Genomic DNA, 16,726 nt, shown 5'->3' on the forward strand with positions numbered 1-16,726 from the left:
AACGTTGGCGAGGCAGCCAGCGCAAGGCAAAAACAGGCGAAAAAGCGGAGTTTACGTGTTGTAAATGAGCATTTTTAGCCTGTTTTTAACGCCGCGATGGCCACGCAGGTAGTTTTTCAACAGCCTGCTAGCCCGACGGCGCAACACTGCAAACGCACCTGGCCAGCTAACGCCTGATTGCCAATCGCAACAAAAGAAAAGGGCGACCCTCGGGTCGCCCTTTTCCTTACAGCAGGATCGATCAGTGAGACGAAGCGCCACTGGCGCCCAGGCCGGTGTGCGAACGTACGAACTGCGGCAGGAACAGCGCACGTTCCTCTGCAGCCGATTCGGACTTGTCGGTGATCGAGAAGAACCAGATACCGACGAATGCCACGATGATGGAGAACAGCGCCGGGTATTCGTACGGGAAGATCGCCTTCTCGTGACCGAGCACCGTGACCCAGATGGTTGGACCGAGCACCATCAGCACCACGGCAGTGATCAGGCCGAGCCAGCCACCGATCATTGCGCCACGGGTGGTCAGGTTCTTCCAGTACATGCTCAGGAACAGCACAGGGAAGTTACAGCTCGCCGCGATGGAGAACGCCAGGCCCACCATGAAGGCGATGTTCTGCTTCTCGAAGAGAATCCCCAGACCGATGGCCAGGACACCCAGGCACACAGTGGTGATCTTCGATACGCGCAGTTCATCCTTCTCGTTGACGTTGCCCTTCTTGATCACGCTGGCATACAGGTCGTGGGATACCGCCGAGGCACCGGCCAGGGTCAGACCGGCAACCACCGCGAGGATGGTGGCGAAAGCCACGGCCGAGATGAAGCCCAGGAAGATGCTGCCACCCACGGCGTTGGCCAGGTGCACCGCTGCCATGTTGTTACCGCCCAGCAGAGCGCCAGCAGCGTCCTTGAAGGCCGGATTGGTGCTGACCAGCAGAATCGCGCCGAAGCCGATGATGAAGGTCAGGATGTAGAAGTAACCGATGAAGCCGGTAGCGTAGAACACCGACTTACGGGCTTCCTTGGCGTCACCCACGGTGAAGAAGCGCATCAGGATGTGCGGCAGACCGGCAGTACCGAACATCAGCGCCAGGCCGAGGGAAATCGCCGAAATCGGGTCTTTCACCAAACCGCCGGGGCTCATGATCGCTTCGCCGTTGGCGTGAACCTTGATTGCTTCTGTGAACAGGGTGTTGAAGTTGAAGCCAACGTGCTTCATCACCATGAACGCCATGAACGACGCACCGGAGAGCAACAGCACTGCCTTGATGATCTGTACCCAAGTGGTAGCCAGCATGCCGCCGAACAGCACGTACATCACCATCAGGATACCGACCAGCACAACCGCCACGTGGTAGTCGAGGCCAAACAGCAGCTGGATCAGCTTGCCGGCGCCGACCATCTGCGCGATCAGGTAGAACGCCACCACCACCAGCGAACCGCTGGCTGACAGGGTGCGAATTTCCTTCTGCTTGAGGCGATAGGACGCCACGTCGGCAAAGGTGTACTTGCCCAGGTTACGCAGGCGTTCGGCGATCAGGAAGAGGATCACCGGCCAGCCGACCAGGAAGCCGATCGAATAGATCAGACCGTCGTAGCCGGACGTGAACACCAGGGCGGAAATACCCAGGAAGGACGCCGCCGACATGTAGTCACCAGCGATTGCCAAGCCGTTCTGGAAGCCTGTGATACCGCCCCCCGCGGTATAGAAATCAGACGTGGACTTGCTACGTTTGGAAGCCCAGTAGGTGATGCACAACGTGCCACCGACGAAGGCCAGGAACATCAGAATTGCGGGCGTATTGACGGCCTGACGCTGTACTTCACCAGTCAATGCATCGGCGGCCCACAAAGCTGGGGCCAGGGCCATAAGGGCCAGAGCGGAGAGGATACGGCCGATCATTTGCCCACCTCATCCAGGATCACCTGGTTCAAGTGGTCGAATTCACTGTTGGCACGACGTACGTAGATACCGGTCAGCACGAAGGCCGAGAGGATTACGCCGAGGCCTACGGGAATACCCCAAGTGATCGGAGAGCTATCAGTGATACGTGTGCCGAGCCAGCCGGGCACGAAGGCGATCAGCAGAATGAAGCCGATGTAGATGCCAAGCATGATGGCGGAGAGTATCCAGGCGAACCGCTCACGCTTGGCTACCAGCTCCTTGAAATGCGGACTTTGCTCGATCCGCCGATAAATGCTGTCGTTCATTTTATTGTTATCCTCACCCAGCTGGATGCTGGTTGGGATAACTGTAAATCTGTGCTCAGCCTGCGACAGACGACCTTAGTCGAAGCCCAGTGCTTTTTAGACCAAAGTCTAATGCCCGATGCAGCATCAGCGGCGCTGCTGATATTGCTGCGAGCCCTGCCCCGGATAGCGCTGAACCTCATAGCCGTTCGGATATTCGGTGCTCTGGCGAATGCCGCCGCGGGTTTCGAAGGTCGAGCTGCGCTGGCCACTTTCATAACGGCGTGAATCGATACCTTGCGGTATGCGCTGGCCACCATAAAGGTTGTAACGTTCCTGACGCTCATAGGTGTCGACGCTGCCACTGGCGCCTGGGCTAACGTAAGCCTTGGGGATCACGCGGATGGTCTGCGGTGAGCGCTCGTCGGCGGATGCGACCGTGGCGGTCAGCACAGCCAGCATCAGGGTAAAACCGATCAGTGATTTCATCTCGAACTCCGGTAGCCGTTGAGGCGCCAGGCAATGGCGCCTTCGCCTCATGTCCAGCTAAGACAACACGCAGCGCGGATCATTTGCGGCTCAGCGCCTCGCCGATCCCATAAAAGTGACCGCCGGCTACGTGATGGATGCTGCGCCAGGCAGGATCGGCGTCCTCGAAGTGCCAACGTCCGTCGCTGAATACTCGAGAATCGGCCCATGCACCGGTCACCTCGGCGATGAACAGGTCATAGGTCTGCTGGTTGTGCGGCTCGACGATCAGGCGGCAGGCCAGCCACGCAGAGCAGCCCGCGACGAAAGGCAGATCCTGATCGCTCAGGGTGATGAGTTCGACACCGGTAGTGGCCAACTTGTCGGGCTCGTCGTTGAGGCTGCGCGAGCCGACCTGATGGGTCAGTTCCAGCTGCGCGACCGTGGGCACCTGAATGACCAACTGGCCGCTACGCTCGACCAGCACGCGGGTCGCGGTGATCTTGTCCAGCACCACGGTCAGCTTGGGCGGATCGAAATCCAGGGCACAAGCCCAGGCGGCGGCCATCACCCCGTCCACGCCGTCATGGCGGGCCGACACCAGCACCGTGGGGCCGTGGTTGAGCAGCCGGTAGGCTTTATCCAGGCTCACGGGCTTGATCGGGTTGTCCATCGCTGCGCCTCATCGATAGTCGAAAACGGCAATGTACAACATCGCACCTCGCGAGCCAGCAGCTGCAACGACGTGATCGCCCGGACAGCCACTCGCGCGCTAGAATCGGCGCCCGTGCCGGCTTTGCTCGAGCCCTCCATCCCATTCAGGTGCAGCATGACGCCAGACGTCGCCCGCCTGTCAGCAACCAGTGGTGAGACCATGATCGAGGTAACCGAAGTTTCCATTGCCCAACTGCGTGCCGCGCTCGAGGCAGGTCGCACCACGGCGGTCGAACTGGTCAAGGCCTACCTCGCCAGGATCGATGCCTACGACGGCCCGCAAACGCCCACCGCGCTGAATGCCGTGGTGGTACGCAACCCGGACGCGCTGCGCGAGGCCGAGGCATCCGACGCCCGCCGCGCCCGTGGCGAAACCCTCGGCCCGCTCGATGGCATCCCCTACACGGCCAAGGACAGCTATTTGGTCAAAGGGCTGACCGCCGCCTCGGGCAGCCCGGCCTTCAAGGATCTGCTCGCTCACCGCGACGCCTTTACCGTCGAACGCCTGCGCGCTGCCGGCGCCATCTGCCTGGGCAAGACCAACATGCCGCCCATGGCCAACGGCGGCATGCAGCGTGGCGTCTACGGCCGCGCCGAAAGCCCGTACAACGCCGAGTACCTGACCGCACCGTTCGCCTCGGGCTCATCCAATGGCGCAGGTACCGCCACGGCTGCCAGCTTCGCCGCCTTCGGCCTGGCCGAGGAAACCTGGTCGAGCGGCCGCGGGCCGGCTTCCAACAACGGCCTGTGCGCCTACACACCGTCACGCGGAGTGATCTCGGTGCGCGGCAACTGGCCGCTGACGCCGACCATGGACGTGGTGGTGCCCTACGCGCGCAGCATGGCCGATCTCCTCGAAGTGCTCGACGTGGTCGTCGCCGATGATCCCGACACCCGTGGCGACCTGTGGCGCCTGCAGCCCTGGGTGCCGATTCCCAGCGCCTCCTCGGTGCGCCCCGACTCCTATCACACACTGGCTGCGGATGCCGGCGCACTGGCCGGCAAACGCTTCGGCGTACCGCGCATGTTCATAAATGCCGACCCCGAAGCGGGCACCAGCGAGTCGCCAGGCATCGGCGGGCCAACCGGGCAGCGGATCAATACCCGCGCCTCGGTGATCGCACTGTGGGAGAGCGCCCGTAAGGCGCTGGAAAGTGCCGGTGCCGAAGTGATCGACGTCGACTTCCCGCTGGTTTCCAACTGCGAGGGTGATCGCCCTGGCGCCTCGACGGTGTTCAACCGTGGCCTGGTTTCCAAAGAGTTTCTGCATGACGAACTCTGGGAGCTGTCGGCCTGGGCCTTCGATGATTTCCTGCGTGCCAATGGTGATCCGAAACTCAATCGCCTAGCCGACGTCGATGGGCCGCAGATTTTCCCCCACGACCCAGGTACCCTGCCCAACCGCGAGGATGATCTGGCCGCCGGGATGGACGAGTACGTGCGCATGGCCGAGCGCGGCATCACCCCGTGGAATGAGATTGCCACGCTGCCCGATGGCCTGCGCGGACTGGAGAAGACCCGGCAGATCGATCTCGAGCAATGGATGGACACGCTCAAGCTCGACGCCGTGCTCTTCCCCACAGTCGCCGACGTGGGCCCGGCGGATGCCGACGTCAACCTCGCCTCTGCGGACATCGCCTGGAGCAACGGCATCTGGGTCGCCAACGGCAACCTCGCCATTCGCCACCTCGGCGTGCCCACAGTCACCGTGCCGATGGGCGTGATGGCCGATATCGGCATGCCCGTCGGGCTGACCTTCGCTGGCCGCGCCTACGATGACTCGACGCTGCTGCGCCTGGCCTGTGCCTACGAGTCGACCGGCTCGAAACGCCAGATTCCACCGCGCACCCCGCCGCTGTCAGAGGCTGAGTAATGAGACACCGTCGATTACTGGAGCAAACGGCTTGAGCAAATCGAATTGAATTTTCCCTGCTGCATTCGTAATTCGAATAACAGGCAGCTGGATTATGCGATTTACGGGAAGAAGGCACCCGACACATACTTTCCCCATAGGCTCACCGCACCCTGTGTGGAGAAACTCGAATCAACAGCGCTAGCGGAGAAATCACGACTGCGCTGTAGATGAGCGCAGCGGATGCATAAACAGGAACGATATGTTGTCGAACAGCGGTAAAGACCTGCAAGCAATCAACCTCTCTATCGCCTGGGATGGGTTCAAGGCATTCCTGCCTATTTCGGCCTTCGTCGTGTTGTTCGGCCTGGCTTTCGGGCTGGCCGCCACACAGACGGGGTTGAGCACCGAGACCAGCCTCGTCATGAGCGCACTGGTCTTCGCCGGGGCATCACAGTTCGCGGCGCTGGATCTGTGGGGCACCCACATACCGCTAGTGCCTCTGGCGCTGACGGTGTTCGCGATCAATGCCCGTCACCTGCTAATGGGCGCAACGCTGTACCCCTGGCTGAGCAACCTGCCACCAGCCAAGCGCTACGGCGTCATGCTGGTCGCGTCAGACGCCAACTGGGCCGTGTCCATGCAGGCCTTCGGCTCTGGCAAGCCGGGGCTGGGGCTGCTGCTCGGTGGCGGCGTGGCGCTGTGGGCAGCCTGGCTGCTGGGAACCTGGCTGGGTATCTACTTCGGCAGTGCAATCGACGACCCGGTGAGCTTCGGCCTGGACATGGTCATGGGCTGCTTTCTGCTGGCCATGGTGGTCGGCGGCCAGAAGAACCTGCGGATTCTGATCATCTGGACGGTCGCGGCCTGCGCCTCGCTGCTGGCCTACTGGTATTTACCCAGCAATAGCCATGTAGTCGTCGGCGCACTGGCGGGCGGCATGCTCGGTGCCCTGTGGATGGAGAAGAAAGCATGATGATCGAATCGACCGGTGCCGGCGCCATGATCGTCGTCGCCGTGATGGCAGTGGTGACGCTCGCCACCCGCTGGGGCGGTATTTTCGTCATGTCGTTCGTGCCGATAAACCTCAGAACCCAGCAGTTCATCAGCGCCATGTCCGGCTCGGTACTGGTGGCACTACTGGCCCCCCTGGCGCTGGAGGGTGACAACGGGGCACGGCTGGCATTGGCCAGCACGGCGATTGTCATGCTGCTGGTCAAAAAACCACTGCCAGCGATTGCTGCCGGGATACTGGTTGCCGCTCTCGTCAGGCAAACGGGGCTCTAAGGCAGCCGCTTGGTGGATCGGCCAAGCTGCCCCCCTTCAGGGCCTGCCTAACATTGCAAAAACGCATTGAAGGCTTGCCGATTCGCCAATTTTCTATGCACAGACGCTAACTTATACTGGCTGGCCAGTATCAACCGAGCTGGCCAGTTTCTCCTCCCCAGGCTCCTGCAATGCAGGTGCAGGAACTGCTCCGTCAGAGCCTGTCGTTAGCCAATCCGACTACCGTTCCTGGCACCAAGCCCAGGGAACCGGCCAGCCTAAAGATAGTTTTTGAGTCTCCGACGTGACAGATCTCGCCCTGGCATTTCGCCCCCGTACCCGGTAATCGATCATGAACACAGAACAAGGCATCCAGCGCCTATCAATCGCCGTCACCCTGCTGCTGGCGGGTGGAGGTATCGTCTTCGGCCTCTTGTCGGGCTCCTTCTCCATCGTCTTTGACGGCGTCTATTCGCTCGCCGATGCCAGCATGAGCGGCCTGGCGCTGATCGTGGCCACCCTGATCCGCAAGCACACGTCCAACAGCGACGCCAACCGCCGCCTCGCCGAACGTTTCAATATGGGGTTCTGGCACCTGGAGCCCATGGTGCTCGCGCTCAACGGCACGCTGTTGTGCGGCGTGACGCTGTACGCGCTGATCAACGCGGTCGGCAGCCTGCTGGCTGGCGGCAAACCCCTCGATTTCGGCTTCGCGATCATCTACGCGCTCGTTGCAACCGTCGCCTGCTTCAGCCTCGCCGTCCTGGAGTTCCGCGCCAACAAACTCATCCGCTCGGAATTCGTGGCCCTGGACGCCAAGGCCTGGGTCATGTCCGGGAGCATCTCGCTGGCATTGTTGATCGCCTTCGTGCTGGGCGAACTGACCGCCTCGACCGTCTATGGCTGGCTTGGCCCGTACATCGACCCTGCTGTGCTGGCGATCATCTGCCTGGTGATTCTCCCCATGCCGCTGCTGACCATCCGCCAGGCGCTGGCCGATATTCTGCTCGTCACGCCGCCAGCGCTGAAGATGCACGTCGACGAGGTGGCTTCCGGCGTGGTGGCCCAGCAAGGCTTCATCGGCTATGAGACCTACGTGGCCAAGGTGGGCCGCGCCCTGCAGGTAGAGCTGTACTTCATCGTGCCTGCGGACTGGCCGGCCCAGACCCTGGACGACTGGGATAGGCTGCGCGACGCCATTGGCGAAGCGATTGGCGATGAAGGCCCCAACCGCTGGCTGACCATCGCCTTCACGACCGATCCGCAATGGGCTCGGTAGTGAGGCCCAGTGCCCGCGCGCCAGTCGATGGATATGCTCGGCCCAAGCAACAAAGCGTCAACTACAGCCCTGTATATCCTCACCACGCAAACCAATAGAGTGCCGCCATCCGCATTCCACGAGGTCTTTTGGCCATGGCATCCGTTCGTTTTCAGTACATCTTCGATCCCTTGTGTGGCTGGTGCTACGCCAGCTCCCCCGCGCTTACCACGCTGGCACAGGTCTGGCCTGAGCAGCTCGAGATGTGCCCCAGCGGCCTGTTTTCAGGCCCAGGTGCGCGGGAGATGTCCGCAGACTGGGCGGGCTATGCGTGGAGCAACGACCAACGCATTGCCGCGGCAACCGGTGAGGTGTTCAGCGAGGCGTACCACGACAAGGTTCTTATGGATGCCAGCACGCCGTTCGACTCCACCGCCATCAACCGGGCGCTGACATTGGTTCAGCAGATCGACAGCGAGCTGGAGCCTGGCCTGCTCAGGCAACTGCAGGTCGCCAGGTATGTAGCAGGCGCGAACACCTCCAGCGCTCAGGTCGTCGCCGAAGTGACAACCAGGTTTCTCAGCGATACAGGCCACGCCATCGACGCCACGGCGCTCGGCCAGCGCCTGGAAGCAGACCAGGCACTGACCCAACAGACAGAAGCACGCATCAGCGCCACTCAACAACTGATGAACAGGCTCGGCATCCGTGGCGTGCCGCAACTGCTGGTACAGGTCGATGAAAAGCTCCACGCCATTCCCTCGGCAGCCTTGTACCAGGGACGGGACGTACTGCTGGGCGAGCTGCGCAAAGTGGCCGGCAGCGCACTGGGCTGATCGCGCCTCTGCGCTTTTCCGAGCCCGCGAGCATCAGGAAACCCCATGCCTGAGTCCACCGGCAAGACGCTGCGCCTGCTGTTTCCCAATGGCTGGGCGGCAACAACCCGCCGGACAACCTGGCGCTCAAGAGGATGCGGGCCAGGCTTGCGCTGATTGGAACACGCAGATCCGTCTCGCACTCCCAGCCTATCTAACCAACGAGCTGCCCTTGCTCACCGGCCGGACTAACCGCCTGCCCACGCAACACGGCGATATCCCGCTTGGGCGGCACGCCGAACAGGCGGCTGTACTCGCGGCTGAATTGCGAGGGGCTTTCGTAGCCAACCTTGAAGGCGGCGCTAGAAACGTCCAGGTGCTCGTTGAGCATCAGCCGTTTGGCCTCGTTGAGGCGTAGCCACTTCTGGTACTGCAGCGGACTCATGGCGGTGAGCTGGCGAAAGTGATGATGAAAGGTCGGCGCGCTCATCTGTACACGAGCAGCCAGTTCCTCGACACGCAGCGACGTGGCGAAGTTGAGCTTCAGCCAGTCGATGGCCTTGGCGATGCGATAGCCCTGACCATCGACGGAGGTGATCTGGCGCAGCTTGCCCGCCTGGTCGCCCATCAGCAGGCGATAGTGAATCTCGCGCTGGATCAACGGCGCGAGCACCGGTATGGCTTCCGGTTCATCCAGCAGCGCCAGCAGCCGCTCGAACGACGCCAGCAGCGGCGCGGTGGTGCAACCGATCCCCACCCCCGTTCCCGCGGATCGATCACGGCTGGTCGGCAAACCACCCTCGGCGATCAGCTCGGCCAGCACGCGCAAATCCAGCTTCAGGGTCAGCCCAACGCAGGGCCGCTGTGGGCTCGCCACCAGTACTTCGGAGTTGGCCGGCAGATTCAGCGAGGTGACCAGAAAGCGCGAGGGATCATAGGGGTAGCCTTCGCCGCCGACCCACAAGCGCTTCTCGCCCTGGGCGACGAGGATAATGCTCGGCTCGACCATGCACACCACGGGTGGCGACGGCTCTTCACGCCTGAAGAAACCAAGCCCGGCAATAGCGGTTTTGTCATCCCCCGGCCGGGCAATGCGCGCACCGATACTCTGCGCGAGCGACTCCTGTAGTGATGCGATTTGCGCGTTGTGTCTGTTCATCATCAAGCCTGTATCTGCGTCGTTATTGCACTCTAACGCGCTCGTCACGAGCTTCCCATCGAAAGCCGGCAAGCTCATCGGATCGGGCAAGTAATCCAGTGAAATGCGCTACAGACCGCGTGGGCAGCTACGCAGAATGGCACGGCCTGCGACAGACCACCGATCGCATCACCACCGGAGTGCATTCAATGGACAACTCGTTTTCACGCCTGGGGCTGATCCAGAGCGCCCTCTTTGCCGGCATCGCGGCCTTCGCCAGCGTGCCGGCCGCACTGGCCCAGGAAGCGCATCGCGCGACAGGAGAAAAGACCATGACGCTTACCCAGCATTGGGACAAGACCTTCCCCCAAAGCAGCAAGGTCGACCATCAGAAAGTGACCTTCAAGAACCGCTATGGCATCACCCTGGCAGCCGACCTGTACCTGCCCAAAGAGCGCGGCAGCCAGCCGCTTCCGGCCCTGGCAGTCAGCGGCCCATTCGGCGCGGTGAAGGAACAATCATCTGGTCTGTACGCCCAGACCATGGCCGAGCGTGGCTACATCACACTGGCATTCGACCCGTCCTATACCGGTGAAAGCAGCGGCGAACCCCGCGACCTGGCCTCGCCAGACATCAATACCGAAGACTTCAGCGCCGCGGTCGACTTCCTCGGGCTACAGAAATCGGTCGATCGCCAGCGCATCGGCATCATCGGCATCTGCGGTTTCGGTGGCATGGGCCTGAGTGCCGCAGCGGTCGACACGCGCATCAAGGCCGTGGTCACCACCGCCATGTACGACATGTCGCGCGTCATGGCTAAGGGCATGAACGACAGCCTGACACCAGAACAACGCGCGCAGACCCTGGAGCAACTGAGCCAGCAGCGTTGGGTCGATGCCCAGAACGGCACGCCCATGCCAGGGCCGCGCATCCTGCCGGAAAAACTCAGCGGCAACGACGGCGCGATCATCGAGGAGTTCTTCGACTACTACCGCACGCCGCGCGGCTTCCACAAGAACTCGCCGAACTCCAATGGTGCTTGGACCACCACCACGCCACTGCCGTTCATGAACCTGCCGCTGCTGACCAACATCGCGGAAATTTCGCCACGGCCGATTCTGATCATCGCCGGTGAGCATGCGCACTCACGCTACTTCAGCGAAGACGCCTTCAAGGCCGCCGCACAGCCCAAGGAGCTGCTGATCGTCAAGGATGCCAACCATGTGGATCTCTATGACCGCCTGGACAAGATCCCCTTCGAGACGATCACCAGTTTCTTCGACAAGAACCTCAAGTAACCACAGGAATGACTGACCGAACGCGACATGCCCGCGTCCGGTCAGTCTTCGCGCTACAACCGCAAACGCCCTTTCCTGGCCTTCGCGGCCACCCCGAATACACCGTTCGCCACCTCGTTGCAGTTGGCCATTGCCACGCCGGACAGCGTCCGGGAAACACAGGATTCACTCATGCCCCCCACACCTCTTTCGTCAGCGCCCCAGGCACCCCACGCCTGGGGCGCCGTACTTGCCATGTCGCTCGCCGCGTTTGCCCTGGTCGCCTCGGAGTTCATGCCGGTCAGCTTGCTCACGCCGATTGCAGCAGACCTGCAAATCACCGAGGGCCAGGCCGGCCAGGGTATCGCCGTGTCAGGGCTGTTCGCGCTGCTCACCAGCCTGGTCATCGCAGCGCTGGCGGCACGCGTCGATCGCAAGCGGCTGCTACTCTCGCTGACGCTGCTGATGATCGTCTCCGGAACGGTGGTGGCGTTCGCGCCGAACTACCTGATCTTCATGCTGGGCCGCGCCCTGATCGGTGTCGCCATCGGTGGCTTCTGGTCATTATCGGCGGCGACGGCGATGCGCCTGGTACCCACGGCTCAGGTGCCTCGGGCACTGGCCATCGTCAACGGCGGCAACGCGCTGGCAACGGTGATTGCAGCACCTCTGGGCAGTTTTCTCGGCTCGCTGATCGGGTGGCGCGGCGCGTTTTTCTGCATCGTGCCGGTCGCCGCGCTGGCTGCTATCTGGCTGCTGCTTAGCCTGCCCTCGATCAAAACCGAGCGCAGCGGCAAAAGCAGCAATGTCTTCCGGCTGATGAAGAGCCTGCCCGTGGCGCTGGGCATGATCGCCGTGAGTGTCTTTTTCATGGGCCAGTTCATGCTGTTCACCTACCTGCGCCCGTTTCTGGAAACCGTCACCCACGTCGGCATAAACACGCTGTCATTGATGCTGCTGGTACTGGGCGTGGCCGGTCTGGTCGGTACCTTCGCAATCGAGGTATTCCTAAAAAGAGGCCTGTATCGCACGTTGATCGCCATCCCGCTGCTGATGGCGGCAATCGCCATGGCGCTGATTGCCTTCGGTGCCTCTGTAGCAGCCACTACCGTGTTGCTCGGCATCTGGGGGCTGGTGGCGACGGCGGCGCCAGTCGGCTGGTGGACATGGCTGGCGAAAACCCTGCCAGACGATGCCGAAGCAGGCGGTGGGCTGATGGTGGCGATCATCCAGCTGGCGATAGCACTGGGCGCCACTGTGGGTGGGCTGGTGTTCGACCTGAGCGGCTACCGTGCAACGTTCGAGTTGAGTGCCGCGCTGCTGGTGGTTGCGGGTGTGCTCGCCTGCCTGGCAGGGCGTGCCGCGTTGCAGGCGCCGTCGATGGTATCGCGTGCGGCAGCATAAGGTGAGCGAGGCAAGGCACGCTTGCCGCTGCTATCAACGCCACTCGGCTCTCACCGTTCGCGCGGCAGCGGTTTCGCTTACCGCCAACGAGAAAAAGGCACCTGCGTACAGGTGCCTTGCTGTTGCCGAGTGACCTTTACTTGTTGCCGGTCAGGGCCGCGTAGCTGGTCATCAGGTTGCGGTAGTCAGGGATGTGATCGGAGCAGATCTTCGCCAGCCCCTCCACATCGTTGCGCCAGTCGCGGTGCAACTCGCAGGCCACGCCGAACCAGTTCATCAACTGGGCGCCAGCGTTGGACATACGGTTCCAGGCCGCGTCACGGGTGATCTGGTTGAAGGTGCCGGAAGCGTCGGTGACCACGAATACCTCGAAGCCCTCCTCCAGCGCCGACAGTGCCGGGAACGCCACGCACACCTCGGTCACCACACCGGCGATGATCAGCTGCTTCTTGCCGGTGGCCTTGATCGCCTTGACGAAATCTTCGTTGTCCCAGGCGTTGATCTGGCCAGGGCGAGCGATGTACGGCGCATCCGGGAACAGCGCCTTCAGCTCGGGTACCAGCGGGCCGTTGGGGCCGGTTTCGAAGCTGGTGGTGAGGATGGTCGGCAGGTTGAAGAACTTGGCCAGATCAGCCAGGGCCAGCACGTTGTTCTTGAACTTGTCCGGGTCGATGTCGCGTACCAGCGAGAGCAGGCCAGCCTGGTGGTCGACCAGCAGAACGACGGCGTTGTCTTTGTCGAGGCGGTTGTAGGTGAAGGAAGTAGTCATGGCGCGATCCTCTATTTTCAGTTGGCTGCCGAGTCGTTCGGCTGGATTTGGTTGGTGTCGTGCAGTTGTCGCTGCATGTGGTAAAGATTAAATTCGATACCCTCAACGCACCAGACGGCAAAAATCGCCTACAGCGTTCCATTTTCAGAACGGTATATCGATGGAAGATCTCAACACCCTCTACTACTTCACCCAGGTGGTAGAACACGGCGGCTTCGCGCCCGCCGGCCGTGCTCTGGATATTCCCAAGTCCAAACTCAGCCGACGCATCGCCCTACTCGAAGAGCGCCTGGGCGTGCGCCTGCTGCACCGTACCAGCCGCCATTGCTCGCTGACGGAGATCGGCCAGGAGTACTACCAGCGTTGCGTGGCCATGCGCGTGGAGGCGGAAGGCGCTGCCGAAGTGATCGAGCGCAACCTCAGCGAGCCTCGCGGCCTGGTGCGTCTGGCGTGCCCGACCACCCTACTCAACTCCTGGGTCGGGCCGATGCTGACGCGCTTCATGCTGCGCTACCCGGCCGTGGAGCTGTTCATCGAGAGCACCAACCGCCGCGTCGACCTGCTCCACGAAGGCTTCGACATCGCCCTGCGGGTGCGCTTCCCGCCGCTGGAAAACACCGACATGGTGATGAAGGTACTGGGCAACAGCCGCCAGTGCCTGGTTGGACGCCCGGACTTTCTCAAGCAGTTGCCGGAGCAGTTTCAGCCTGCCGACCTGGGCCAGTTACCAAGCCTGCATTGGGGTGGCTCGCAACGTGAATACCAGTGGGAACTGTTCGGCCCGAATGAGGGAAAGCTGCTGATCCCCCATCGCCCGCGCATGGTCACCGACGACCTGATCGCCCTGCGCCACGGCGCCCTGGCGGGCGTCGGCATTGCCCACGTCCCGCGGGTCGCGGTGCGCGAGGATCTGGACGCCGGCACCTTGGTAGAGATGCTGCCGGGCTGGGAACCAAAATGCGGCATCGTCCACGCCATCTTTCCGTCCCGCCGCGGCCTACTGCCCTCGGTACGCACACTGATCGACTTTCTGGCCGAGGAGTTTCGCGACAGCGATATGGCCTGATCCGCACGCACCAGGCCTTACCGTTACGCCTGATCGTTCCCCACGCTCCGCGTGGAAATGCATCCCGGGCGCTCTGCGTCCCTGCTGACCAGGCAACGCGGGCGCAGCGCGACCAGGCCGGGGCTCTCACGCGGGACCGTGGGAGCCATCAAAAGCTAGGCATCAGGCCGGAGAGTGCGGCGCAGCAGCCATCGATTCGCACCCGGGGCGACGCTACGCATGGGCCTCTGACTAGCCCCAGCCCACGCCACCAACGCAGCGACTTGCACCATCCCCTCCCCCCTAAACGGCGGGATGGAGCTGAGAAGCCGCGAGACCGAACACCACCGCCAGGGCGATCAGCAGCACTAGGTTGAGCAGGATCCGCCGCCCTTTGGAAAGGCCGGCAAACTCCTTGGCAACACTCGCGACGAAGACGGCAGCCACCACCACAAAAGCAGGCATGGAAACCAGCCAGTCGGCGAGCTGGCTGTTCATCAGCCGCTCGCTTTCCGGGTAAAGCCCCTGACTGATGGCCATATAGTCGGGCCTGGCCTCGGCAAGGCCCCAATAGGCCGCCACGGTGATCAACTGAAGCACCAGCAGGAGCAGGTTGCAGAATGTCTTCAGGCGGGGGAAACGTCCCACGTCACGGCTGTGCACAGAGCGCGCTCCCGTTCTGGGTCTTGCCCATCATGTCCTTGATCACACCACGAATCTTGGTGTCCGCCAGTTGCCCGCCTTTGGACTCGACCTTGATTCGGCTGAGCGAGAACGTGGATTCGTTGTTCGCATCAAAGATGGTGAAGTTCACGTCCACGGTGCCACTGAATGCCAGTGTCCCCTTCAGCTCCACCTCGCCCAACTTGCCGACCAGGGATGAGCGACTGCACAGCCAGGCGTGCTTGGTCGTGTCGATCTTCATCCAGGCCGTTTCGATATGCCCGGCGATCAACGTGCCGCTGTTGCCACCGATCTCGAACCCCGAGGCGATACCGAACGTCTGCGGTTGATCGGCGCTGGAACGTCTTAGCTGGATATAAACACCACTGAACAGGCTGAAACCAATGCTGGTCTTGGGTAGAGCTGCGCCAATACCGCTGGCCAATATCTTCATTTCCATCACATGCTCCTTATGTGTACGCAGGTCGGTGGCGATGTCGCTGAACAAGCATGACGAAGCAACACGCAATCCACCGTGAATGACCACGCACAAAAGAAATAAATCCCTGGTGCGCCGCTCAATCCACGATCACATTCGTAGAGCCGTGGGTGACCATGCTGCGCCTGATACGATTCGCCCATGAACCACCTTACCTGCATTCAGACTCTGCTCAGCACCGGACGAACATCGCTGGCGAATACTGCAGCACCTGTTCGACCTCGTGGTACGGCCAGCCGGAAAGTTTCGAGACGAGAAAAGGCATCTATTTCTGGAGCGCCTACAAAGCAAACAGTGGCTAGCCAGATGGCCTGATCTGACCGTGATGGGCTAAGCCAGTCTTGTTAGACCGTAGCCTGGGTCGAGCGCAGCGATACACGGGAAACTGCCCTGGGTGTCGCTGCGCTCGACCCAGGCTAAGAAGAGCGACATTGAGTGCAGGGGATGTGATCAGGCAAACGTTAGCGACCAAGCGCAGCGACCAGTTCAGCTTCCACGTCGCCTTCTCTGGCGTCTTTCTGAAACACCGCGCAGGTCGCCGTTCCGGCATCCGTGGTGCAGCGGTACACCGCAATCACGCTGCCCGGCCCAACCCCGGTGTGGCCCGTGAGGACGATGCCGCCCTCGATATCGCCCTGCATCAAACCCAAGGCATAGCCAGCAACGATCCATGGACGCCCTGGAAGAGGCCCGCCCAGAACGCGCCGTGCCTGCATCTGTACCAACAGCTCATTGGGCAGCAGGCTGCCACCCAGCAGCCGATCCAGCAGTAAGGCGGCATCGGACACGCTGCCCACCAGCAAGCCGTGATAAACCCAGCCAGGGTGGTAGGCAGCAGCGCTACCCATATCGACATCGCGCAAGTCAGCCGACGTCTTCGCCAGGCGAACCTGAGAGATGCCAAGGGGCTGCAGCAGCCGCTGCTCGATAGCGCTTTCGAGCGAGCTGCCACTGAGCTCCTCGATCAATCGGGTGACGTACAGGTAGCCGACATTGGAATAACCCCAGCCGACGCCAGGCTGATAACGCAGACGCGCGGCATCAAGGCGCTCGAGCATTTCGCTGGCTGGCCAAGGCTCGTCGCCACGGGCGACGGCGGCATGGTAGTCGGCAAGTTCAGAGTAGTCCGCCAGGCCGCTCTCGTGTTTCAGCAACTGGCGCAGTGTGAAGGGGCCGCCCAGCACCACCTCGTCGAGCGATACCAGACCATCGCGCACCAAAGTCAGGGCGGTCGCCGCCAACACGGTTTTGGTGAAGCTCCACCAGGGTACGAGTGGCTCCTGGCGATTGGCAGCCGACGGCTGACCATTCACCACCATCGAGCAAGCAAATGTCGACATCCAAACCTCTCCTGATACACCCAATCCCTAC

18 protein-coding genes are annotated in these 16,726 nt (G+C 61.9%); 9 read left to right on the forward strand and 9 right to left on the reverse strand.

Going from position 1 to position 16,726, the window contains the following annotated elements; genetic code table 11:
• Window positions 1-241: 241 nt before the first annotated feature.
• The 4 genes from ACZ3GY_RS13175 to ACZ3GY_RS13190 form a co-directional block, all read right to left on the reverse strand.
• Complete coding sequence (locus ACZ3GY_RS13175; RefSeq protein WP_463565569.1) at window positions 242-1,900, reverse strand: cation acetate symporter; 1,659 nt, start codon at window positions 1,898-1,900, stop codon at window positions 242-244.
• The gene (locus ACZ3GY_RS13180) at window positions 1,897-2,208 is read right to left on the reverse strand and encodes a DUF485 domain-containing protein (RefSeq protein ID WP_463565570.1); all 312 of its coding nucleotides are present in this window, start codon (window positions 2,206-2,208) and stop codon (window positions 1,897-1,899) included. Before ACZ3GY_RS13180 ends, ACZ3GY_RS13175 begins: the two co-directional genes overlap by 4 nt.
• A gap of 126 nt (window positions 2,209-2,334) precedes the next feature.
• Window positions 2,335-2,676, reverse strand: a complete 342-nt coding sequence (locus ACZ3GY_RS13185; RefSeq protein ID WP_465910403.1) for a hypothetical protein — start codon at window positions 2,674-2,676, stop codon at window positions 2,335-2,337.
• A gap of 79 nt (window positions 2,677-2,755) precedes the next feature.
• The gene (locus ACZ3GY_RS13190; RefSeq protein ID WP_463565572.1) at window positions 2,756-3,328 is read right to left on the reverse strand and encodes a flavin reductase family protein; all 573 of its coding nucleotides are present in this window, start codon (window positions 3,326-3,328) and stop codon (window positions 2,756-2,758) included.
• A 201-nt stretch (window positions 3,329-3,529) separates the two neighbouring features.
• On the opposite strand from ACZ3GY_RS13190, the gene ACZ3GY_RS13195 reads away from it, so the two are divergent.
• The 5 genes from ACZ3GY_RS13195 (at window position 3,530) to ACZ3GY_RS13215 (ending at window position 8,581) form a co-directional block, all read left to right on the forward strand.
• On the forward strand, window positions 3,530-5,242 hold the full coding sequence (locus tag ACZ3GY_RS13195) for an amidase (RefSeq protein ID WP_465911036.1): 1,713 nt from the start codon (window positions 3,530-3,532) through the stop codon (window positions 5,240-5,242).
• Window positions 5,243-5,483: 241 nt separating this feature from the next.
• Window positions 5,484-6,197, forward strand: a complete 714-nt coding sequence (locus tag ACZ3GY_RS13200; RefSeq protein WP_465910406.1) for an AzlC family ABC transporter permease — start codon at window positions 5,484-5,486, stop codon at window positions 6,195-6,197.
• Window positions 6,194-6,508 (forward strand): AzlD family protein, encoded by a 315-nt coding sequence (locus ACZ3GY_RS13205; RefSeq protein WP_463565574.1) that lies wholly within the window; start codon window positions 6,194-6,196, stop codon window positions 6,506-6,508. Before ACZ3GY_RS13200 ends, ACZ3GY_RS13205 begins: the two co-directional genes overlap by 4 nt.
• Before the next feature lie 331 nt (window positions 6,509-6,839).
• Window positions 6,840-7,766: a cation diffusion facilitator family transporter gene (locus ACZ3GY_RS13210; protein WP_465910408.1), complete on the forward strand. Its 927-nt coding sequence runs from the start codon at window positions 6,840-6,842 to the stop codon at window positions 7,764-7,766.
• Window positions 7,767-7,900: 134 nt separating this feature from the next.
• Window positions 7,901-8,581, forward strand: coding sequence for a DsbA family protein (locus tag ACZ3GY_RS13215; RefSeq protein WP_465910410.1), 681 nt, complete (start codon window positions 7,901-7,903; stop codon window positions 8,579-8,581).
• A 193-nt stretch (window positions 8,582-8,774) separates the two neighbouring features.
• Here ACZ3GY_RS13215 and ACZ3GY_RS13220 read toward each other — a convergent pair whose 3' ends face one another.
• A complete protein-coding gene (locus tag ACZ3GY_RS13220) occupies window positions 8,775-9,719 on the reverse strand; it encodes an AraC family transcriptional regulator (RefSeq protein WP_465910411.1) in 945 nt (314 codons plus the stop codon).
• Between the two features lie 188 nt (window positions 9,720-9,907).
• Between ACZ3GY_RS13220 and ACZ3GY_RS13225 the strand changes: the two genes are divergently transcribed.
• The gene (locus ACZ3GY_RS13225; protein ID WP_465910412.1) at window positions 9,908-10,996 is read left to right on the forward strand and encodes an alpha/beta hydrolase; all 1,089 of its coding nucleotides are present in this window, start codon (window positions 9,908-9,910) and stop codon (window positions 10,994-10,996) included.
• A 171-nt stretch (window positions 10,997-11,167) separates the two neighbouring features.
• Window positions 11,168-12,379, forward strand: coding sequence for an MFS transporter (locus ACZ3GY_RS13230; RefSeq protein ID WP_465911037.1), 1,212 nt, complete (start codon window positions 11,168-11,170; stop codon window positions 12,377-12,379).
• Window positions 12,380-12,515: 136 nt separating this feature from the next.
• Here the strand turns inward: ACZ3GY_RS13230 and ycaC are convergent, their stop codons facing one another.
• Window positions 12,516-13,148, reverse strand: coding sequence for an isochorismate family cysteine hydrolase YcaC (gene ycaC, locus ACZ3GY_RS13235; protein ID WP_465910413.1), 633 nt, complete (start codon window positions 13,146-13,148; stop codon window positions 12,516-12,518).
• A 160-nt stretch (window positions 13,149-13,308) separates the two neighbouring features.
• On the opposite strand from ycaC, the gene ACZ3GY_RS13240 reads away from it, so the two are divergent.
• Complete coding sequence (locus ACZ3GY_RS13240; RefSeq protein WP_465910414.1) at window positions 13,309-14,214, forward strand: LysR substrate-binding domain-containing protein; 906 nt, start codon at window positions 13,309-13,311, stop codon at window positions 14,212-14,214.
• A 282-nt stretch (window positions 14,215-14,496) separates the two neighbouring features.
• Here the strand turns inward: ACZ3GY_RS13240 and ACZ3GY_RS13245 are convergent, their stop codons facing one another.
• Together ACZ3GY_RS13245 and ACZ3GY_RS13250 are read right to left on the reverse strand one after the other, a co-directional pair.
• A complete protein-coding gene (locus tag ACZ3GY_RS13245; RefSeq protein ID WP_465910415.1) occupies window positions 14,497-14,856 on the reverse strand; it encodes a hypothetical protein in 360 nt (119 codons plus the stop codon).
• A complete protein-coding gene (locus ACZ3GY_RS13250) occupies window positions 14,843-15,316 on the reverse strand; it encodes a hypothetical protein (protein WP_463565585.1) in 474 nt (157 codons plus the stop codon). Before ACZ3GY_RS13250 ends, ACZ3GY_RS13245 begins: the two co-directional genes overlap by 14 nt.
• 250 nt (window positions 15,317-15,566) lie before the next feature.
• On the opposite strand from ACZ3GY_RS13250, the gene ACZ3GY_RS13255 reads away from it, so the two are divergent.
• Window positions 15,567-15,689, forward strand: a complete 123-nt coding sequence (locus ACZ3GY_RS13255) for a nucleotidyltransferase family protein (protein WP_465911039.1) — start codon at window positions 15,567-15,569, stop codon at window positions 15,687-15,689.
• 127 nt (window positions 15,690-15,816) lie between these two features.
• On the opposite strand, the gene ACZ3GY_RS13260 is transcribed toward ACZ3GY_RS13255, so the two are convergent.
• Window positions 15,817-16,695, reverse strand: coding sequence for a serine hydrolase domain-containing protein (locus ACZ3GY_RS13260; RefSeq protein ID WP_465910418.1), 879 nt, complete (start codon window positions 16,693-16,695; stop codon window positions 15,817-15,819).
• Window positions 16,696-16,726 lie beyond the last annotated feature (31 nt).

The organism is Pseudomonas sp. PME37.24/006, assembly GCF_055556635.1.